The organism is Polystyrenella longa (genome assembly GCF_007750395.1).
Classification (GTDB): domain Bacteria; phylum Planctomycetota; class Planctomycetia; order Planctomycetales; family Planctomycetaceae; genus Polystyrenella; species Polystyrenella longa.
The window spans coordinates 4,309,496-4,326,953 of record NZ_CP036281.1 but is presented as its reverse complement, the minus strand read 5'-3'; the positions used below and the strand labels follow the sequence as shown (position 1 = coordinate 4,326,953).

At 40.2% G+C, this 17,458-nt stretch carries 21 protein-coding genes; 4 read left to right on the top strand and 17 right to left on the bottom strand.

Annotated features, from left to right (window positions below):
- Positions 1-11: 11 nt before the first annotated feature.
- The 16 genes from Pla110_RS15945 to Pla110_RS15870 all read right to left on the bottom strand — a co-directional run bounded on the left by Pla110_RS15945 (position 12) and on the right by Pla110_RS15870 (position 14,908).
- A complete protein-coding gene (locus tag Pla110_RS15945; protein WP_449301129.1) occupies positions 12-362 on the bottom strand; it encodes a hypothetical protein in 351 nt (116 codons plus the stop codon).
- Positions 363-427: 65 nt separating this feature from the next.
- Positions 428-634: a hypothetical protein gene (locus Pla110_RS15940; protein WP_144997009.1), complete on the bottom strand. Its 207-nt coding sequence runs from the start codon at positions 632-634 to the stop codon at positions 428-430.
- Positions 627-959: a hypothetical protein gene (locus Pla110_RS15935; protein ID WP_144997007.1), complete on the bottom strand. Its 333-nt coding sequence runs from the start codon at positions 957-959 to the stop codon at positions 627-629. The genes Pla110_RS15940 and Pla110_RS15935 overlap by 8 nt, the downstream gene beginning before the upstream one ends.
- Positions 959-1,753, bottom strand: a complete 795-nt coding sequence (locus tag Pla110_RS15930; protein ID WP_144997005.1) for a head-tail connector protein — start codon at positions 1,751-1,753, stop codon at positions 959-961. The genes Pla110_RS15935 and Pla110_RS15930 overlap by 1 nt, the downstream gene beginning before the upstream one ends.
- Positions 1,753-2,055 (bottom strand): hypothetical protein, encoded by a 303-nt coding sequence (locus tag Pla110_RS15925; RefSeq protein ID WP_144997003.1) that lies wholly within the window; start codon positions 2,053-2,055, stop codon positions 1,753-1,755. Before Pla110_RS15925 ends, Pla110_RS15930 begins: the two co-directional genes overlap by 1 nt.
- The gene (locus Pla110_RS15920; RefSeq protein ID WP_144997001.1) at positions 2,048-2,383 is read right to left on the bottom strand and encodes a hypothetical protein; all 336 of its coding nucleotides are present in this window, start codon (positions 2,381-2,383) and stop codon (positions 2,048-2,050) included. Before Pla110_RS15920 ends, Pla110_RS15925 begins: the two co-directional genes overlap by 8 nt.
- Positions 2,376-2,780: a DUF3387 domain-containing protein gene (locus tag Pla110_RS15915; protein WP_144996999.1), complete on the bottom strand. Its 405-nt coding sequence runs from the start codon at positions 2,778-2,780 to the stop codon at positions 2,376-2,378. Before Pla110_RS15915 ends, Pla110_RS15920 begins: the two co-directional genes overlap by 8 nt.
- An 84-nt stretch (positions 2,781-2,864) precedes the next feature.
- The gene (locus Pla110_RS15910; RefSeq protein ID WP_144996997.1) at positions 2,865-3,284 is read right to left on the bottom strand and encodes a hypothetical protein; all 420 of its coding nucleotides are present in this window, start codon (positions 3,282-3,284) and stop codon (positions 2,865-2,867) included.
- 14 nt (positions 3,285-3,298) lie between these two features.
- Positions 3,299-4,570, bottom strand: coding sequence for a phage major capsid protein (locus tag Pla110_RS15905; protein ID WP_144996995.1), 1,272 nt, complete (start codon positions 4,568-4,570; stop codon positions 3,299-3,301).
- A gap of 138 nt (positions 4,571-4,708) precedes the next feature.
- Positions 4,709-5,344 (bottom strand): HK97 family phage prohead protease, encoded by a 636-nt coding sequence (locus tag Pla110_RS15900; RefSeq protein WP_144996993.1) that lies wholly within the window; start codon positions 5,342-5,344, stop codon positions 4,709-4,711.
- Positions 5,344-5,706, bottom strand: a complete 363-nt coding sequence (locus Pla110_RS15895) for an HK97-gp10 family putative phage morphogenesis protein (protein WP_144996991.1) — start codon at positions 5,704-5,706, stop codon at positions 5,344-5,346. The genes Pla110_RS15900 and Pla110_RS15895 overlap by 1 nt, the downstream gene beginning before the upstream one ends.
- An 89-nt stretch (positions 5,707-5,795) precedes the next feature.
- Entirely contained in the window at positions 5,796-8,123 is a 2,328-nt protein-coding gene (locus Pla110_RS15890) for a phage portal protein (RefSeq protein ID WP_144996989.1), read from the bottom strand.
- A 241-nt stretch (positions 8,124-8,364) separates the two neighbouring features.
- Positions 8,365-9,633 (bottom strand): terminase large subunit, encoded by a 1,269-nt coding sequence (locus Pla110_RS15885; RefSeq protein ID WP_144996987.1) that lies wholly within the window; start codon positions 9,631-9,633, stop codon positions 8,365-8,367.
- The gene (locus Pla110_RS15880; RefSeq protein WP_144996985.1) at positions 9,590-9,934 is read right to left on the bottom strand and encodes a hypothetical protein; all 345 of its coding nucleotides are present in this window, start codon (positions 9,932-9,934) and stop codon (positions 9,590-9,592) included. Before Pla110_RS15880 ends, Pla110_RS15885 begins: the two co-directional genes overlap by 44 nt.
- Positions 9,931-14,436: a LamG domain-containing protein gene (locus tag Pla110_RS15875; protein WP_144996982.1), complete on the bottom strand. Its 4,506-nt coding sequence runs from the start codon at positions 14,434-14,436 to the stop codon at positions 9,931-9,933. The genes Pla110_RS15880 and Pla110_RS15875 overlap by 4 nt, the downstream gene beginning before the upstream one ends.
- Before the next feature lie 85 nt (positions 14,437-14,521).
- Positions 14,522-14,908: a hypothetical protein gene (locus Pla110_RS15870; RefSeq protein WP_144996980.1), complete on the bottom strand. Its 387-nt coding sequence runs from the start codon at positions 14,906-14,908 to the stop codon at positions 14,522-14,524.
- A 127-nt stretch (positions 14,909-15,035) separates the two neighbouring features.
- Here Pla110_RS15870 and Pla110_RS15865 point away from each other — a divergent pair, with 127 nt between their 5' ends.
- From Pla110_RS15865 to Pla110_RS15850, 4 genes are all read left to right on the top strand, one after another.
- Positions 15,036-15,434, top strand: a complete 399-nt coding sequence (locus tag Pla110_RS15865) for a hypothetical protein (protein WP_144996979.1) — start codon at positions 15,036-15,038, stop codon at positions 15,432-15,434.
- A gap of 15 nt (positions 15,435-15,449) precedes the next feature.
- The gene (locus tag Pla110_RS15860) at positions 15,450-15,782 is read left to right on the top strand and encodes a hypothetical protein (protein WP_144996977.1); all 333 of its coding nucleotides are present in this window, start codon (positions 15,450-15,452) and stop codon (positions 15,780-15,782) included.
- An 83-nt stretch (positions 15,783-15,865) separates the two neighbouring features.
- The gene (locus tag Pla110_RS15855) at positions 15,866-16,216 is read left to right on the top strand and encodes a hypothetical protein (RefSeq protein ID WP_144996975.1); all 351 of its coding nucleotides are present in this window, start codon (positions 15,866-15,868) and stop codon (positions 16,214-16,216) included.
- Between the two features lie 87 nt (positions 16,217-16,303).
- Positions 16,304-17,008, top strand: coding sequence for a hypothetical protein (locus Pla110_RS15850; RefSeq protein ID WP_144996972.1), 705 nt, complete (start codon positions 16,304-16,306; stop codon positions 17,006-17,008).
- A gap of 237 nt (positions 17,009-17,245) precedes the next feature.
- On the opposite strand, the gene Pla110_RS15845 is transcribed toward Pla110_RS15850, so the two are convergent.
- Complete coding sequence (locus Pla110_RS15845; RefSeq protein WP_144996970.1) at positions 17,246-17,455, bottom strand: hypothetical protein; 210 nt, start codon at positions 17,453-17,455, stop codon at positions 17,246-17,248.
- Between the last annotated feature and the right edge of the window lie 3 nt (positions 17,456-17,458).

Genomic DNA, 17,458 nt, shown 5'->3' with positions numbered 1-17,458 from the left:
TACATGTGTATTTATGCATCAGATATGCTTTTTTGAATCGTAAATTCAAAAACTAAAGTGCCATGAAAGATCTTAGTATCCTGTTCATATTGGGTAACTCTTGTAATCAAATGAGGTGGTCTCATCATGGTGCCCTCATCGATGGTCAAAACTGAATCATTAAAGCCAGATTCAATATCGTCCATGATGATTTCTACATTGTCTGTCTTAGACCACACATCAAATGAAACAGATTGGTTTCTGATTTCCCATGTGTTGTCTTTGCCTTTGGAAGTCACGATCATGTCATCAAAAGTCACGACAACATAAGGCATGTTGATTAATGATGGAGCATCATAGGCAAACATCTTGCCTGTTCCCAAACTGGATCTCAGTGTAGAACAGTCAGCATGATTGGTGTAATGATCGCTGATGGCTCCTGAAAGTCTCAATCTGCCCCCTCAGGTGGAAAAATCCGTTTTGCATCAATGTCTCCAGTTGAGACAGGAGGCAATGTTCTACTTTTATTGAAATATCGATCAACAGGTAATTCTGCCATAACCTGTGGGTTGAGGATTGCTTGTCTTATTCGATGTATTGCAGTCTCTGCCTCTTTAAGTTGCAGAAAAATCTTTGCTCTTTCTTCTTCAGTCAATTTGTCTCCTTAGGAATATCACAAAAAGTTTGTTTAGGTTCACAGTGTCTTTAACACTCACTACATCATATCTAGTGTTGTTCGTTTCAATTTCATGATTGCTGGTGAAAGTCAGGTTCTGATCAGTGTGAAACAAAACCATATCTGCATCTAATTCACGTTGACCATAGGAGGTCAACATCTTTTCAGATGCTGGTTGTAAATGGCATGGAAATGAATTGTCCACCAGAGTTGCTGTTTCATCAGGAAAACCTGTGGTTTCGTCTAATGCATATGAATTCAAATACACTTTGACACTATCTTTCATTAATGTCTGTAGGCTCATTACACTCTCCTGTTTCTGTAATATTTCAGAATCTGTTTATCCATGATCGGTAAGCGATCAATTGAATTATCTGCCAATGTGTAATTGTATTCACCCAATCTTTCGCTTTTGATTCCCCCATTCTTTTCATCCAGCATGAATCCAACCAGATTGGCTGTGACAGACTTCAAATCATCAGGAATAGAGCTAAACCCTGCATTGTATTTGACTCTCATTGGTCGATTTGTGTGGTGTGTTCCAATGATTCCTCTCTCTAAATGCACATCAATATCACCAGTACAAAATTCCCACAGTGATATTCCTGTATTGCTTGATGTGACAAAGCTGTACTGACCTTTGACCAAATCATCAGAGGCATAATTTCCCACAGTGGTTGTGGCTGTCCATCCATTTAATTCAGTGATTGCATTGGAAAGGCTGGTCAATGATGGATAGTCACTGAAAGACAGACTGTTTGTGGTTGTCACTCCACTGGTGGTGGATGTCAGATGTAAATAGTCATCTCTGACTGAATAGGATGAAGTGGTAGCAGTGCATTTGATGAGAATGGCATTTGAATTAATCGAGTCATAAACACCTGTCAGATAATTCACTGGAAAATGTTCCAGAATGATTTGACCATATTGTCCTGGAGTCACTGATTCATCATGGTCAATGGCTGAAAAGGTTCTACCACAATAATTCTCAATCGCTGATGAGGCTGATTTAATACAGGCTGTCAGTGTTCCCACATCAGCAGAACCTACATTGAATTTGTTCAATAATGGATTGTTTTTGTCAATTAATAGTGTCATTAGACTTCACCTCTGTAGGTTGCAATTCTGTTTAGTTTTCTGAATTCTGTGTAGGCACCCACAGTGGCAGTCAGTTCTATGGTGTACTCTTCACAGTCTGTCAAAGAGCCTGTGACATTCTCATCTAAATAACCAACATAAGTTCCAGCTGAGGTGTGTGTCAGACTGAATGTGTCCAGTGTGGTTGCCCCATTTTTGAGTGTTCCACTGACAGAGGCTGTTGTGACAGAATCCCCACTGGAATCTTTCATTGTTTCCCAGACCACTGGTTGACTGGATCCGATTGCTATTATGTCATCCATTCTGAATTCTCCCTGTCCTGTGCATGTCCCTCAGGATATGAAGAGGAATAGGTTCTGGTTGTTGTTCCTCTTTGACCTTGGGTCTTTGTTTTAAATGTTCTGGAAATTTGTCAATAGTTTCACGTTGTCTCATGTTAGTGACCATCAAATAATCATTGGTCAATCCAAAAACTCTTGGTGTTTCCAATCGTAGTTCAGATTTAATAGGTCTGTCTTTAAGCAGGCTTGTTCTACACTTCCAAATGTATCTTGTTCTGATCTTTTCAATTGGTTTCCTGATGAGAAAGTCAGCAGGAATATCAGGGTCAATTTCTTGGAAATCACTCATCTCGATAGTCTCCCATTTTTTCAAGTTCAGTCCTCTCATCTCCCACATAAGGAATCAAACAGACATGGTCATGATAAAACACAACATGGAATGCCCAGTTGTATTCATCAAAGCTGATGTCAAAATATCCATCTCTCTGAAATCTGAAATCTTCCTCAACTATCTCTTTTGCAGTATCAATCAATTCCTCATAAGAAATTGGACAATCTTCTAGTAAGTCTTTGTGAATGAAAATTGGCAATCTGGGCATGATTGTAATGTAGTCTTTTCGTTTGAAGTCATTATCAAAATGCATCTGATGAAAGCTTACCATTTGTTGCAATTGTGTTTCAGCTTCTTGAATGTTGTTGATATCAAATGTGACCTCATGTTGATTGTTTTTGGTTTTGGTATCCATATGATTATTTAGTGTTGCTACAATAAAAAAACCTCACCCGGAATGAATGAGATAAGGTTTGATTTATATCTTAACATCTAGATGTTAGGAAACGATTTCAACAACAGTTGACAGGTCATTGTCAGAGGCTGGTTCTCGTTTTGCACAATCTCCAAGTCCTAACACAGTGACATAAGAACCAGAGGCTCCATTACCCACTGTGACCTTGCATGCAACATATCCTTTTGACAATTCTCTGTCAGATACGTTGACCACAATTTGTCCATTAGCAGCACTCGATTGAGTCGCTGATTTTACGGTGGTGGGACTGGTCCCAGCACTGTCAACTGATTCTAATATGTCGACGTCCACAGTGGTGTCATTATCAGAATAGGCAACGACAAACATTGCTTTGTGGAATTTACTCATGTCAACATAGTCTGATGTTACATTACTGTTATCAATGAGACCCTGAGGATCTATAGTTGCGACAACAGCAATTCTTTCAGATGATAAACTACTCATATTTAAAACCCTCCTTAGGCATTTCTAACAACAAAAGGTGACACAGTAGTGACTTGGTCACTCAAGGTGATCGGCGAATCCAACATTGGACGTCCATCCATTCTGGCAGTAAATCTAATTGCACTCTGATTCTTCAAAAAATAAACGTGTTCAGATTTTGCAATCTTCAATCCACCTCGCATTCCAAACAGGTAATTAGACAATGATGCCAAACAGATATCCCCTTTGGAGCCACTGGCTGGATTTTTCTCAGTGTAGAAAACAGGTCTGCCATAAAGAGAAGTTGGACCAGTTGTAGCAGCATTTGCCGCCCAAATGGTGTTATTGCCTTCATCGCCCATTCTGAGCATTGAAGCCTGAACAGACTTGTTGATGATCCAGATTGCATCTTCATTGGGATCATGACAGGCTCCCATCATGCTTGTCACATCTGTCCAGATGTCGGCATTATTATCATCGGTTGCTCTGGTTACACCCTTACTTGCTGAGGACGGAATGAATCCGTGAGGTTTCCCAATTCCATTTCCTCCGATTATCACAGAGTCAATCAGATGGGCATAAGCCTTTCCAACAGTCTGCTTTAGTTTCTCTTCAACGTTGGCTGGTGCATCGTCATACAGATAATTGTCTAAAACCGTATGTCCTGAACTTTCTTTTGCTTCGAGTTTGATTTTATCCAAACTAAAATCTTTGGATCCCGGTTTGGTTTGATCGTCTTCAGTCCATTCAAAATAAATGCCCTGATAGAAGTTTGACCCACCATTAGATGAGTTTGTGGTTCCACTTTGTTTGATGACTGGCTGACTGTAAGTGTCACCCGTCATATTGACAGAATTTACTCTGGACAGACAGAATGAACTTTCATTTGCAATCTCTAAAATCTGATCACTGTATTGTTCAGGGATTAAAAATCCACCTGAACCACCATCTGTTCCAGATAGAGCTTTTTCACCAAAATCATTTCGAATTGTATTAGTGTCATTGTGTAAAGTTGCTTTCATGAATGAAGTGAAAGATCTTTGTTCAGACTTGTCCACATGAACGGCTGGTGCCTCAATCTCAACGTTTAATGCTTTGTTGATTTTCTCCATTGCCTTTTCAACTTTGGAATCAACAGCATCACTGATCGATTTGCTTAAAGTTTCAAATCGGTCATCAAGTGTTTCCACTTTCTCACAGATGTTATCTGACAACCATTTTTCAGCAGTCTCTGTGTCTATTTCATATTGCTCGTTTTCGTTGTACTCTCCAACTGTTTTGAGCATCTTGATTAATTGTGTTTTCATATTTTACCTCACAAGAAATAATTGTTTCTTGCATGACTCCACCTCTGTGTTTGCTGCTACAGGTCGAACATGTCGCCTGAGTCATCTGCCACTTGGCTGTCAGCTACACTTATCTAGTGGAGTTGAGGTAAATTATTTTCACCATTTCTTTGAAAACTTAGGCATGACAATCTGAGGTTCATCCTGTTGTTTCTCAATGATGGTCTGATTCCAGCACCAAACATTATCTTTAATGAGATCTTTCATCTCAGGCATTTGACCACCATTGATGGCAATGACTGTTTCTGGACTGTATCCCTTTGAAACAGCTAAGGTCACACACTCTGTATTGCAGGGAAATGTGACATAAGAATATTCATCCAGTTGCCACTTTCTGATGAGGTATCTGACATCGGCAAGTTTGGAATTCTTTCTGATTTCATCTGATGTCGGTCGATTCATTTCCAATGCTCTGAACCCCACACTGACACCTGTGATGATTCCATCCTGAATCAATCCAAAGATATCTTTTGCCATTTGTGTTTTGTCAGTGATATATGATTTGGAAAGTATTTGATTGCCTTTTTGCTTGAACCATAATGCTTTACCGATGGGTAAACTTCTTTTGTCATGATTAAACAATATCGGTGTACCATTTTTCGCCACCATGCCATTTGGAAACACGATATCTTTGTCTTGGTCAATGGACTTTGTACTGATCACTGAGATGATTTCTCTGGATCCTTCAATGATTTCAAAATCGGCATCAAAGTTCTTTGTAAATTGTTCGGTCATTATTTCTTCTCCATAATGTTTCTATATTTTCTAATATTCTTTCTGATGATTGGTCTCAGAAATGGTCTCTTTTTCATCTTGGATGATCCCAATTCCAACAGCTTCCCATAGAATTTATTGGTCCCCACTCTGACAATCTTTTTTCTTTCATCCACTTCATGTGTCATTGACCTTGCCAATTCCCCATGGAGCAAGTGTGGAATATCGCCCGGTTTAGAATGAGGTGGTGCCTTACTTTGTGACAATCCCGTTTTGATGTCATTGGTTGCCATATATCCAACACGTTCCAGATTCTTAATGGCTCTTTCTTCAGCCTTCTTTTTGAATTCGTCTCCAAACCATGTCATTTTGGGTTTCTTCATACAGTTATTTAGTGAAGAAGACACAAAAAAACACAGACACCATTACAAGTCTAGTGCCTGTGTTTCGCTCAAAGAGCAACACATTGAATCTAATCGTCAATCACAGCTAATAGCTGACATTTGCATCTGGGATGAAGTGGGGGCATTTGAATATTTGAGTATTCTGGTTTATTGCTTTGACCTGTAATGAATGAACCATCAAGTTTGACCACCTTTCCATCAAGTTCTTTGCATCGACCATCAGGATCATCAGGTGATGCCAACCATTTCAGTCCACTGACAACACCACTATCCTTACAACCTTGAATGAATCCCATATGATGTGCCCTTGCCGATTCTGTTCTGGCTATCATCTGGGCATGATTCTTGGTCAATCCTTCAAAAATGTCATTGACCTTTTTAGTCATGAGTTGAATAGAGTCACCAGTTTCTAAACCTTGACTCAATTCATCACGTAACTGTGTCAGTGCATCATTCAAACTCTTAGTGGTTGACTCGACTGTAGATTGACAGAATGCATAAACAATCTTATCGATTGCTTTTACTGTTTCAGGGTTGGTCACACTGAATACATCAGGTGATGCCCCGATTCTTTCCAGTAAACTTTTTGCCTCACTCTCATAATAGAATTCAACAACTGGCCTACATTTTTCTGAAAGGTCATCAGTCCATGATTCCAAAGGAACAAACTTGGTCGGCAATGACTTTGTGATTCCTTTATCCAGGTCTCCTTTATCCAGGTCTCCAATGACTTCAATTCTTTTTCTGTTGTAAAAATCAACACAGATATCTTTGAGTTCATCACCATTCGGGACTAAACCAGTTTTCAAATTCTTTGTCTTGGCTTTGACCTTCATTTCCTGTCTGATGTGGTCAGGTATTTTCTTTTCTTCTAATTGTAGTTCAGGTTCAGGTTCTGAAATTGGTTCAGGTTCAGGCTCTGATTCTGGTTTTTCTTCCTGTATGATCGGTAAATCTCTTAAGGGATTGATGATGGAGTCAATTTGCTGTTCAGATAATGCAGGATAGGCAGCCTGTAAAATTCCTAATGCTGAATCAACTGGAATGATGCCCTCCCTCACATTGGCAATGATGTCCACCATGGATCCAATCTGGGCACCATTCATAGCCTGATCTTGTGGTTTTTCCTCTACAGGTTGTTCCACTGGAATCAATTCATCAGTGACTGTTTCTTCTTCTGTTGGTGTTCCGCCCACATCTAAACCCGGAACAATTGGATGTAATGTGTCTGCATCTGGGTGTGGAGCCAGACCAATTTCAAATCTTGCCTCATTACCGGTGATGATCTGGGCATTTCTCAATGTGTTTAATTCGTTGACTTTTTCCAATCGGTTTTCAGGACTGATGTCATCGAAAGCAAAGAACATGTTTTCTGTACCATCAAACATTGGCAACAGAAACTTTGTCATTCTTCCTGCAAATTTTCTGGCTCTATATTCCATTGAAACTGCGTGTTGTTCTTTGGCTGCATCCAATGTGGCTCTATTGAATTGCCCCCCTCCAAGTAATGCTGGTGGTACATTAAAGGCATTGCAAATGAGTTCCTTTGAAATCTTCTTATGTTCAAATATGGCTGTGTCTACTGGTGAGAAATTGAGTGTGTTGATATCAATGTCACCATCTGCAAACCAACTCTTGCCACTTCCAGAGCCAGAGAACTCCTGATTAAATTCCAGCTTATATCTTTCTTTAACATCATCAGTCCAAATTGAATCCTCAGACTTGGGCGAAATGATAATATCTGGTCTGGCATTGTTATCGATCATGTCTGCCATTCTGGCATCAATTTTGGAATCGATGCTGACCTGTTCCCAGACTGAATGAAGTGGAGACAGTCCCTCAATACCACCTTTCAGATTGTTCATTCTGAAAACAATCAATTCCTCTCTTCTGTATTTGATTGATGTGGAACCATATTCAGCCAGTCCCACAAATCTTTTGTCTTCATAAACAGGACGATACATCTGAGGTAAAAGTGGAATGATAGATTGAGGAACACCCAATTTGTTTAGAGGAACCCACCAATAAGCAGTCCCAACAATCTCCAAACATGATTGTGTTGATTCTGCTACTTCTTGCCAATCCATATCTTCATTTGGATTGGAAATGAGGGTGAGAACCTGATGCCTGATAATTTCTTCAATCTGTTCAGATGCATGAAGTCTCATTTTCTGAACAAGTAAATACTGATCAAAGGGATTCAGGCATTTTGTTTTGAGGTCTGTTCTTGAACCTGTCAAATAAAGTCTGAGTGTGGTTCCTGCAATCGTGGTTGCATTGAGATCGGCACAAACTCTGGCTGTACCTTCATACTCAGAGACTAAATTGTGAGAATTTGGGTTTAACTTTCTTCCCAATGGATTTGGTTTGTTTGGATAATCTGAAAATATAGCCATTAGAACTCACCTCCTGAGAGGTATTCCCAACAGGCTGGATTATTCCACAGGTAGTCCTCTTGTAGCTTTTCTAGATATTGTGCATCAGACAAAACAGTAGAGGTGTCAATTTTGGCTTGTTTCTTTCTGCCTCTTTTTGTTTTACCATTCTGAGGGTCAAAGACTTTTCCTTTTAAACCCTTGCTTATTTGATCATAAATGTTCTCATTCATACTTATATGTAGTGGTTCTGACTTTATTTCTATCTAGCTAAAAGACCACATCTCTCTGCCCCCTCTACCAAATAACACAGTGCATCAATTGCATGATTGTTTTTGTCAACGGGTTGGTCTGTTATCCCTTTTTCATCCTCTTTCCAAACATAATTTGCCATTTCATTCTCAAGATTGGGACAACTTCCCCCTAATATCTGAATCCGCCCACTATTAATCAATCTTGTCAGTCTGGCAATATTATCCAAAACGGACCCATTGTATTTCTTTGTTTTCTTGGCCAGATATCCATTTCGTTTCAGTGTCAAAATACTGTCTTTTCGTTGATTATCACAAAACCAAATTGTCTGCTCATTGAAATTCTTGTAAGCCATGATGTCATCAACTGTTTTCTTCTTCTCATAGATTTCATTAAACAAATACAAGATGTTCTTGTGGATAAATCCACCCATGCAGGCAGTCTCATCATTGAATCCCCAGTCAATTCCACCCACAAAGACAAGTCTTTCCGTTTTCATCGGTGGAATCTGACCCACAATGCATTTGTCAAAGTTTTCAAATATGACTCCAGCAGGCTTGGTAAACTCTCCCAGATACATCATTTTGAATTTCCACTCAGGCAACAGCTTTCTTTCCTTTTCAAAAGCCTCTTTGTCATAAGTTGGATTTTCAAGAGAGTTGAACTGAATCACGTCAATGTCTTCATCACCTGCTTTCCATGCCTGATAGACATCGTGAAAAAGCCAGTTGAAATGGTAAGGTGTGGAGGTGATTAATATTCGGCCTTTCTTCCTATTACATCTCTGTCTAATGACATCATATGCCTCTTTTTTCATCATGCCTGCCTCATCCATGATGGCCACATCACAGTGCAGACCCTGAATGGTGTTGGGATCTGAGGCTGATTTGAAATGGATAGAACCACCAGTGGAACATTCATAAATTCTGTCTGACTTATTGAAAGTTCCTTTAAACTCTGACTCTTCCAGAATCTTGACGATGCCAGGTTGCAGTGCAATCAACATCGGAAAAATTGGACTGACAACAATGATGACAGATTTTGGATTCTTTCTCAGTTCTTGCAAAATCCAGATGGGTGTCAGTGCCGATTTCCCTCCACCAGTTCCTGCCAATGCGACTACAAATCTTTTTTTACTCTCCATCACCTGTCTTTGGTATTTGTGTAATGGAAAATATTGATGGAGCTGACCATCTGGAGTTCTATAAAGTTGACCCCATTCCAAGTCTGGCTGTTCAGTCTGTTTGGGTTTCTTTGTTCTCTGTTTCGTTGCCATCATTCTCCTTTTCTTCTATCCTTTTTGCTTTGTGGAATTGGACTGGTGATTGTTCGTAGGTGATAACGGCAATCTCATCTCTTCCTACTGGCTGATGCATCTTGTGAAATTTCTCCAAAGTGGATGTTGATTTCTCAACAATTCGCATGACCTGTTCCAACTTCCCCTCATCAATCAAGTCTGCTACAGATTGCTCCACCATCTCATGTCGTTCTCTGATCGTGGAAAGAATCACATTAAGTGTGTCTGCCTGTATCTTGATTAATTGTTCTAATGTTGCTGGATCTGTATCTTTCTTTTTCATAATTCCCCTGTTGCAATCTGCTCTAAATAAATCTCTCCACTTAAGGTCGGTGGGAATACTATTTCTCCACTTAAGGTCGGTGGAAAGATGATTTCACCAGTCATCTCACCATCAACATCTGTGATAGCTTTGCCAAATCGTATTCCACCCAATGGTATGTATGATCTGTTAACCGTAATTGAAGAAATTCCATCAAAATTGATGCCCCCTCTGGCATCGTGATAAAGCAATTGAGCATTCCCAGAGAACATCAAAACTCCACTTGGTTCATAGGTGGTCTGAACTTCTACACCAGCAGAATTACTGAATGTGATTTGACCATCTGGTTCATGATTTGAACTGAATCTGTTTGTTGCCTGTCCTCCAAATTCAATTCCTCCAGAACCATTGTTGTTCTTGATGAATCTCACATCAGCTGAATTGCTGAATGTGATTTGTCCATCTGTCAGAAACTCTCTGGAAACAATCACTGAGACATCACCAGACAGGATGATTCCACCTGTAATTGATGCATTGCTTTGATAGGCATGATCTGTTGTCCCACTGAAAGCAATGCCACCTGACCCATTCTGGTTGGATGTCGCAAAGCTATTAGTGGCAGTCCCACTGAAACTGATTTGACCTGTTGCTGTTTGGGCAGGTACAGTCATTGCATTGTCTGCACTGCCAGTAAAGGTCAGACCTCCAGAGGTGTTGACCTCTCTGGCCACAGTGACATCTGCACTATTACTGAAAGTGATGCCACCTGATCCTATTTGGGCAGGTACATTCATTGCATTATCTGCACTACCACTGAATGTGATGCCACCATTCCCAGTCTGATTGCCAATTGAGAATCTGTTTGACGCATTTCCACCAAAATCGATTTGCCCTGTTGCCCAATAGGGGAAGAATGATTGACCAGTGCCACTGAAAGTAATGCCACCCGTACCAACAAAGAACAGGTTGATATAGGGAGGCACAATGGCATGGAAATTCAATGAGGTTGATTCATGTCCCACAATCAGACTTTGATTGCCTGAGTTGTATTCATTCAACAACCAACTGGCTGTGAATGCTGTCTGGGAAACTCGCAACTCATCAATGATGCCTTTGAAATATGACCCTGTGTCTCTTCTCCCAATGTAATTACCAGCAGACCCATCAGCCAAATTGGTTTTGACTGTACTGGTTGAACCTTTTTCAACTCCATTCACATAAATTCTGATAGAGGATCCACTGTCCCAAACCAAAGCTAAGTGATACCAAGTTGATGCAGTCAATTGTGATGATGATGTGGCTGTGATGGTTGACCATGTTTCATCACCATTGTCTATCTGGACTGATGCTGTTGGATAACCAGAACCATTGATACCCATTTCAATTGACCACCCCTCATCATTTCCAAGGTCTGTTTTGTTTCTAGACCAGATGACCTGTTTACCAGCAATGAATGAGGGTGTCTTGACCCAACTGGAAACAGACCAATCATTTGTATTTGCAATCTCATCATCTGCTGTTTTGATGTAGGTGGAGATGGGCGAAAAGTCTTGACCCTTATGAATCTTGCCTGTGATTTGCTCTGGAATGAATATGGGAGATCTAGCAGTTCCGTTTAGACTTCCTTTGACATCCACATATTCACTGGCAGTCCCATCACCATCCTCATTCAGATGGTAAACATTGGCATATTGACTCCATGTGCCTGAAACATTTTCCTCATCACAGATTTCTTTGACTTTTCCATAATACATCCAGAAATAGTTGTCACCTTTTTCCAGAGTTGTTTTGAAATGAGCAAAGAGTTGACCTGTGGATGAATCAAAATATTCAATCTCATGATTCAATTGTGTATGGTCATAGGTCTCAAAAATCACATCACAGGCACTGGATGATGTTATTTTACCTGTTCCCAATGTTTCAGTGAACAATAGTGGGAAGTTGGTTTGATTTGAGGCTGAATTGTATTTGAGCAATCGTTTAAATTTGTATCCATTGTGGAAAATGGAAACAGGGTCAGTGGTATAACTGACAATCACACTGGCACTATCTGAAAATGTGATTCCACCAGTGGGAATGTAATTTAGATAAACAACATTGGCTGTGGCTTGACCTCCAAAAGTGATGCCGCCTGTTGCTGTTTGCTCTATATTGCTTTGAACATCGGCACTATTTGAGAATGTGATTTGTCCATCTGCAAACCAACTGTAAGCTGTTGAGACTGGCTCTGCTCTACCACCAAAAATGATGCCACCATCTGGATAGGAAAACCAATCATGTATTTCAATTTCACCACTGAAAGTGATTCCACCTTCTGACTCATATTCATATTGGCTGGTGGTGAATGTCACAGGTGTGATGCCAGAAAATCTGATACCATCCTGCCCTGTGTATCTCGCTTGAAATGCATGGTTGGCAGTAGCAGAGAATGTGATTTGTCCTGTAGGTAGATGACTGAATCCAATCGTCACTCCTGCCCAGTCATAAAATTCAATGCCCCCTCTGGCTGTTGCCTCATGATGCGATGATGTTACAGGTGTAATGCCAGAAAATTGAATCTTTCCAGAACCTGTTTTGGCAACTCTCCATTCAACAGGTGTCTCACCTGAGAATGTGATTTGACCTGTAGGTATAAAAACAAATCCTCTGAATGAGGGGGCATTACCTCCAAAGACAATGCCTCCATCAGATTCAAAAACATATCCAGCAGATAGAGCTGATTGACCTGAGAATACGATTCCACCAGAACCTGTTTCATTGAACGAAATAGATGACACATTGAATGAATCAATATAAGTGGGTGTGTAGGTTCCAGAGGCAGGGACCACACCCACTGTGATTCCCAGTCCAGTTGCTGTATTGTTGAAAGAGGTTTCATAAGTCAGTGAAGTTGACCCATCACTAAGGGTGATTGAATTCCCATTCACATCCAGAAACAGTGTCTCTGTTCCACTGAGGCTGACTGATGTTGAGGCTCTAAGATTAAATGAGCCACTTTGAATGGTCCAAATCTGGAAAGCTTCTAACAATGCATTGTAGTTGGCTCTGATGTAGTTTGTATTGTTTGAATATCTGGTGATGAAACCCTGAAACATGTTGGCTGTTCCTGTAGGTACATCATAAGTCATGGTGGCTGAATAAGAGGATTGACCCACATCAACATAAATCAATCGGGATTGTTCATCCTCATTTTTCAATCTGTTGGCATCAATGGTCCATGTGCCATTGACGATGGTCCACTGTTCATCATTAGATCCATTTAATGCATCCAGATAATGTGCGGTCAGGTTGATGCCTGTCCCTGTGAAATTATCACAGGCAATTGAGTCAGGACATGTGGTTGCAAATCCTCCACCTGATAAGACACAGCCACCATCACCAGTCACATTGCATGTCAGGTCAGAGACCATTTCCCCTGAGAGAACACATCCCCCTGACCCTATTTCGTCAAAGATTTCAGGGACTGAGTTTTGGTAGTAGACAGTCATTTCTACATGGTCTACAAATGCAGTCTCATCTGCCCTGTTACCATTGACCTGAAATGCACAGCCAAAATTTGCAGTTGTAATGTCGGTGGAGTCTAAATCTAAACCCCACATCTCATTAGGACCACCATAAGTGTGGGTAATTGAGGTTGCATCCCAACTGGTACAAGCATTGGCAGGAGTGAAGTTGTCCTGATTGTTTGTTCCACTGACAGTTCCATCAACAAGTAATGAAACCAAGGTGTCAGTGACTCTGTGACCTGCACCACCACAATTGTCATCATTCGCATATCGAGTAATGTTGATTTCGATACCTGACAAATATTGAATATCAGGCAGTGTAAAACCAAAATCAGTGGCTTTCAGAATGTTGGAAGTGGATGACAGTGGACCTACACTAGCAACAGCAGCATCAGCAGAATAAATATTCCCAACATTGGTCCATGCCACTGACCCTGATGAGGTGTCATTGGTTGAATCAGATGGGGAATGAGTCTCTGCAATGATGTCTGGTTTGACGATTGCCGATCCTGCCAAAAGACAACCACCAGAACCTGTCTCATCATATGAAACTGAACCTGTCCCGTTTAACTCAACATACAAAACATCAAGTTGGAAATTGTCAGAGCTGGCAATTGAATCTGTTTTTAATTCAATTTGAGCAGAAGTGAAATCTGACCCAGACCATGACCCTGTAATTTCACAGGATGTCCATGTATATGAACCTCCACCCATTGTAATATCTTGATATCCTGTCCAAACACCACCAAGTAACAATCGAGCATGGAGAACATCTGTGTCGCCATCATCATCATTGTAGGATCTGAGATGAACAGTACAGGATGTGACCTCTGTGAAACTCTCAACAGGGGCAGTCAGTCCCCACTGTTGTTGTTCGTTGTCGTCTGTTCTATCAATGGTACAAGATAAGCCATCACCAGCTGCACCAGTCAGTACATTGTCATCTATGTTGGTATAATCAAATACGGTAAATACAGATGTCACATTGGAGTTCGGTCTGAGATAATCGGTAGTCATACCTTATTTAGTGATGACTAAACATAAAAAAACGGCTATCACCAACAAGATGAAAACCGTTTTCTAGAATATAATGTTTAATCATTCAGTCTGCTGTAATTTTTGGAGTGACAGCCACTGTGCCGCCAGATGTGGGGATGCTGAAGGGTGCCCCGCTGAATCGTTCTGAAAATAGCATTGTGGTGCCTTTCTTGACGAAATATCCATAGACTGTCTCATCAGTCGTGAATGTGAATGTCTGTTGTGCATAACTGGCACTGCCAGAAACACTTGTTGTGTCCCAACTGGCTCCAGTGGTTGTGATTGCTGAATATCCAGCAGCTGATGCCTCTGTGTAATCTGTTAAAACATCAGTCTCAGATGGGGTTTTGTCATTGGAATAGAGGTGGTAAGTCAGGTTTGCAGCTGCTGTCTTATTGACCATAATTGCCAAAGCAAGTGACTCCCCGGTATTGTTAAATAGTAAAGCCATAAATGTTCTCCATAAAAAATCGATTTCTTATGCAGATATGTATGTTGGCAGGCTTCATTTTTCATTTAACGTTTTTCATGCTGTGTCTTGTCAGAATCTTTTCACTTAAAGATAGGGAGAAAATGCAATGACCAAAATATCTGATGAACTATTGAAGAAATGGAAAAAGGATTCCAAAACCAATAAATCCGCAGCAGTCAGGACAGCACTGATTGAGTCAGGATATCCTGACAGCAATGTGGGCAAAAAAGATGTTGAACATCTGATGAAAAAACATGGTCTCACAGATACGCAACTAAGTGTGTATGTCTCTGCTGCAAAAAAATCGATTGATAAAGCAGCTGGGAAAAAATCTGGTCCTAAAAAGGTCATGAAAAAGAAACCAACCACCAAAAATACATCTTCTGCACAGGTTGAGAAATTGTGTGTAGAACTGATTGGTGAAAAGGTAGAGGGGATGTTGAATCTACTGGATGGAAATGAGGCAGCTGCAAAACTGGCTTTGCAGGCATGGTTGAAAAATTAAAAGGGAATGACTGAAATGTTCGATGATGCACAATTGGTAGTTATCTTAGGCAGAGATAAGAATCTGAATATTACGGCTATCCCCAGAATGGATGGCAGTGATGATAAGTTATTACCTTTGGTATATGTCAAGGATAGGTATGATTCAAAGTATGGAAGGAATCTGCAATATGTCGAAAAAGTTGAAGATATTATGCTCCTCATTCCTAAAGATGGAACTGGAGCCAGATTCTGTCAGGCACCAATTGAGGCCTGGATTAAACTTTTTAATATGAGTGACGAACAGGTCGAAAGGATCAAGAACCAAGTCAAACGGAACAATATCCTTATGGTAGATGAAAGTGATTAAGAAGACTATTGAGATTTAAAATATGATGATCAAAAGGTCCGCATAACTCTGAAAATTATGAATGACTGAAAAGGATAATGACAATGAGTGATGAATTGGAAAATGAGACTCTGGTGGTTGTCATTGTCAAATACAGTGACAGTGAAAATGAGGACACTGATGATGATGATTATGATTTAGTTGCTGATGTATTAAGTTGGGAAGATGATGAGCGGTGGGAAGATGATGAACGACCTTTGCCAAGAATCTACATCAAAGACAAATATGATGACCAGATTGATAAAGGTCTCCCATATTTTGACAACCTGCTAGCAATTAGACACCATTTTGGGGAAAGTGAAGGTGTCGCACAGGTAAACATCAGCCTAATCAAATTCTTAATGGAAATTGAAGATCATGAAATTCAGGAAGCAATTTCCAGAATGGGAAAATGATTTCACAACGCAATAAAAAACCTCACCAGAGAGCTGGTGAGGTTTTCCTGTTTCAAGAAACTTGCGACAGTGAAAAAGGAATTGACAATGACAGATGACACAGAAAAAGAGAAATTTGAGGTATCGGCGTGGGAAGTTCTGAATAGTACTGTCTTCGGTTTTTACAAACTGATGAAACCGATGACTAAACAGAAAAATAAGGAATATCGTAAAGCAACAATAGAGGCTATTGATTCATTGAAAGAGGATGGAGAACTAGCGGATGAACTATTAAGAGCCCTCAGTGAGTCGTACGAACGGCATGTTGAGGATTTGAATAATCTGACAAAAAGGGGGCAATGGTTCTATGCTAGCTCACTAGCGCTTCTGGTGTTCGAATATCATTTGTATTCCAATAATGAAATCAGTTTCTGGACTGTGTTAGTCCCAGTGATCTTTGCATTATGGGCGACTTTCATCTCGCTCAAAATGCAGGCTCCGATGATCGATCCTATGTTTGAGGTCTTGGTGAAATTTGACTTAAAAACAGATATGGATTTACTGTCAATTAAGAAGAAAGAAATGAAAGAGTATGCTCTGATACTTCCACTAATGATGCTTGCTAAGGGTGATTTCAAAATACGATTGATATTGTCTTCATTCTTTATAATGTTTTCAGCGAGTATACTTTTCATCTTTTTGGCGTATGGTAAATTTGTGGATGATTTTGTTATTGTTGTACCAAGGGATAAGATTGAAACAATTGAAGAAGACCTCCCTCAACCGAATGCAGCGATTAAGCCTGAGAAATAGAAGTCTTATTACTTCTAATGTGTCTGTAGACTATGTTGAGACTGTGCTTCAAATGGCAGAAAAATAATCAATGAAGTTGATGTGTTAATATTTTGGAATAAGAGTGATAAGAAATGGCTTGTGAGGCCCTGAAAAAGTCTATCTGTGAATCAACTGCACTGAGTTAACACTCAAAAAAAGACTCCACCAGAACTGAATCTGATGGAGTCTTTTATTGGTCCGCTGAATCAATATCTCTTAAATTTTGTGAACTTCTCCGAGAGTTTGTTTGGTACGAAGAAGTGCCATCAGATTGTTGAAGTAATCTCGGCATTCAGCTTCGGTTCCCTTGTACAAGGGGATTTTTTCGCCGCCGATAAATGCAATCACCACGTTTGTCTTCTCGACCGAAATGGCATCAACACGGCTCAGATTCACTAATACTCCGTATGGTGTTTCAAGCAACATGTT

What these genes read in the sequence shown, in the direction of transcription:
- Pla110_RS15890 (WP_144996989.1), bottom strand. Translation starts at nt 8,123, where the DNA reads ATGGCTATATTTTCAGATTATCCAAACAAACCAAATCCATTGGGAAGA.
- Pla110_RS15870 (WP_144996980.1), bottom strand. Translation starts at nt 14,908, where the DNA reads ATGGCTTTACTATTTAACAATACCGGGGAGTCACTTGCTTTGGCAATT.
- Pla110_RS15900 (WP_144996993.1), bottom strand. Translation starts at nt 5,344, where the DNA reads ATGACCGAACAATTTACAAAGAACTTTGATGCCGATTTTGAAATCATT.
- Pla110_RS15910 (WP_144996997.1), bottom strand. Translation starts at nt 3,284, where the DNA reads ATGAGTAGTTTATCATCTGAAAGAATTGCTGTTGTCGCAACTATAGAT.
- Pla110_RS15880 (WP_144996985.1), bottom strand. Translation starts at nt 9,934, where the DNA reads ATGAAAAAGAAAGATACAGATCCAGCAACATTAGAACAATTAATCAAG.
- Pla110_RS15855 (WP_144996975.1), top strand. Translation starts at nt 15,866, where the DNA reads ATGAGTGATGAATTGGAAAATGAGACTCTGGTGGTTGTCATTGTCAAA.
- Pla110_RS15850 (WP_144996972.1), top strand. Translation starts at nt 16,304, where the DNA reads ATGACAGATGACACAGAAAAAGAGAAATTTGAGGTATCGGCGTGGGAA.
- Pla110_RS15895 (WP_144996991.1), bottom strand. Translation starts at nt 5,706, where the DNA reads ATGAAGAAACCCAAAATGACATGGTTTGGAGACGAATTCAAAAAGAAG.
- Pla110_RS15875 (WP_144996982.1), bottom strand. Translation starts at nt 14,436, where the DNA reads ATGACTACCGATTATCTCAGACCGAACTCCAATGTGACATCTGTATTT.
- Pla110_RS15865 (WP_144996979.1), top strand. Translation starts at nt 15,036, where the DNA reads ATGACCAAAATATCTGATGAACTATTGAAGAAATGGAAAAAGGATTCC.
- Pla110_RS15860 (WP_144996977.1), top strand. Translation starts at nt 15,450, where the DNA reads ATGTTCGATGATGCACAATTGGTAGTTATCTTAGGCAGAGATAAGAAT.
- Pla110_RS15905 (WP_144996995.1), bottom strand. Translation starts at nt 4,570, where the DNA reads ATGAAAACACAATTAATCAAGATGCTCAAAACAGTTGGAGAGTACAAC.
- Pla110_RS15935 (WP_144997007.1), bottom strand. Translation starts at nt 959, where the DNA reads ATGAGCCTACAGACATTAATGAAAGATAGTGTCAAAGTGTATTTGAAT.
- Pla110_RS15920 (WP_144997001.1), bottom strand. Translation starts at nt 2,383, where the DNA reads ATGAGTGATTTCCAAGAAATTGACCCTGATATTCCTGCTGACTTTCTC.
- Pla110_RS15930 (WP_144997005.1), bottom strand. Translation starts at nt 1,753, where the DNA reads ATGACACTATTAATTGACAAAAACAATCCATTATTGAACAAATTCAAT.
- Pla110_RS15885 (WP_144996987.1), bottom strand. Translation starts at nt 9,633, where the DNA reads ATGATGGCAACGAAACAGAGAACAAAGAAACCCAAACAGACTGAACAG.
- Pla110_RS15925 (WP_144997003.1), bottom strand. Translation starts at nt 2,055, where the DNA reads ATGGATGACATAATAGCAATCGGATCCAGTCAACCAGTGGTCTGGGAA.
- Pla110_RS15845 (WP_144996970.1), bottom strand. Translation starts at nt 17,455, where the DNA reads ATGTTGCTTGAAACACCATACGGAGTATTAGTGAATCTGAGCCGTGTT.
- Pla110_RS15915 (WP_144996999.1), bottom strand. Translation starts at nt 2,780, where the DNA reads ATGGATACCAAAACCAAAAACAATCAACATGAGGTCACATTTGATATC.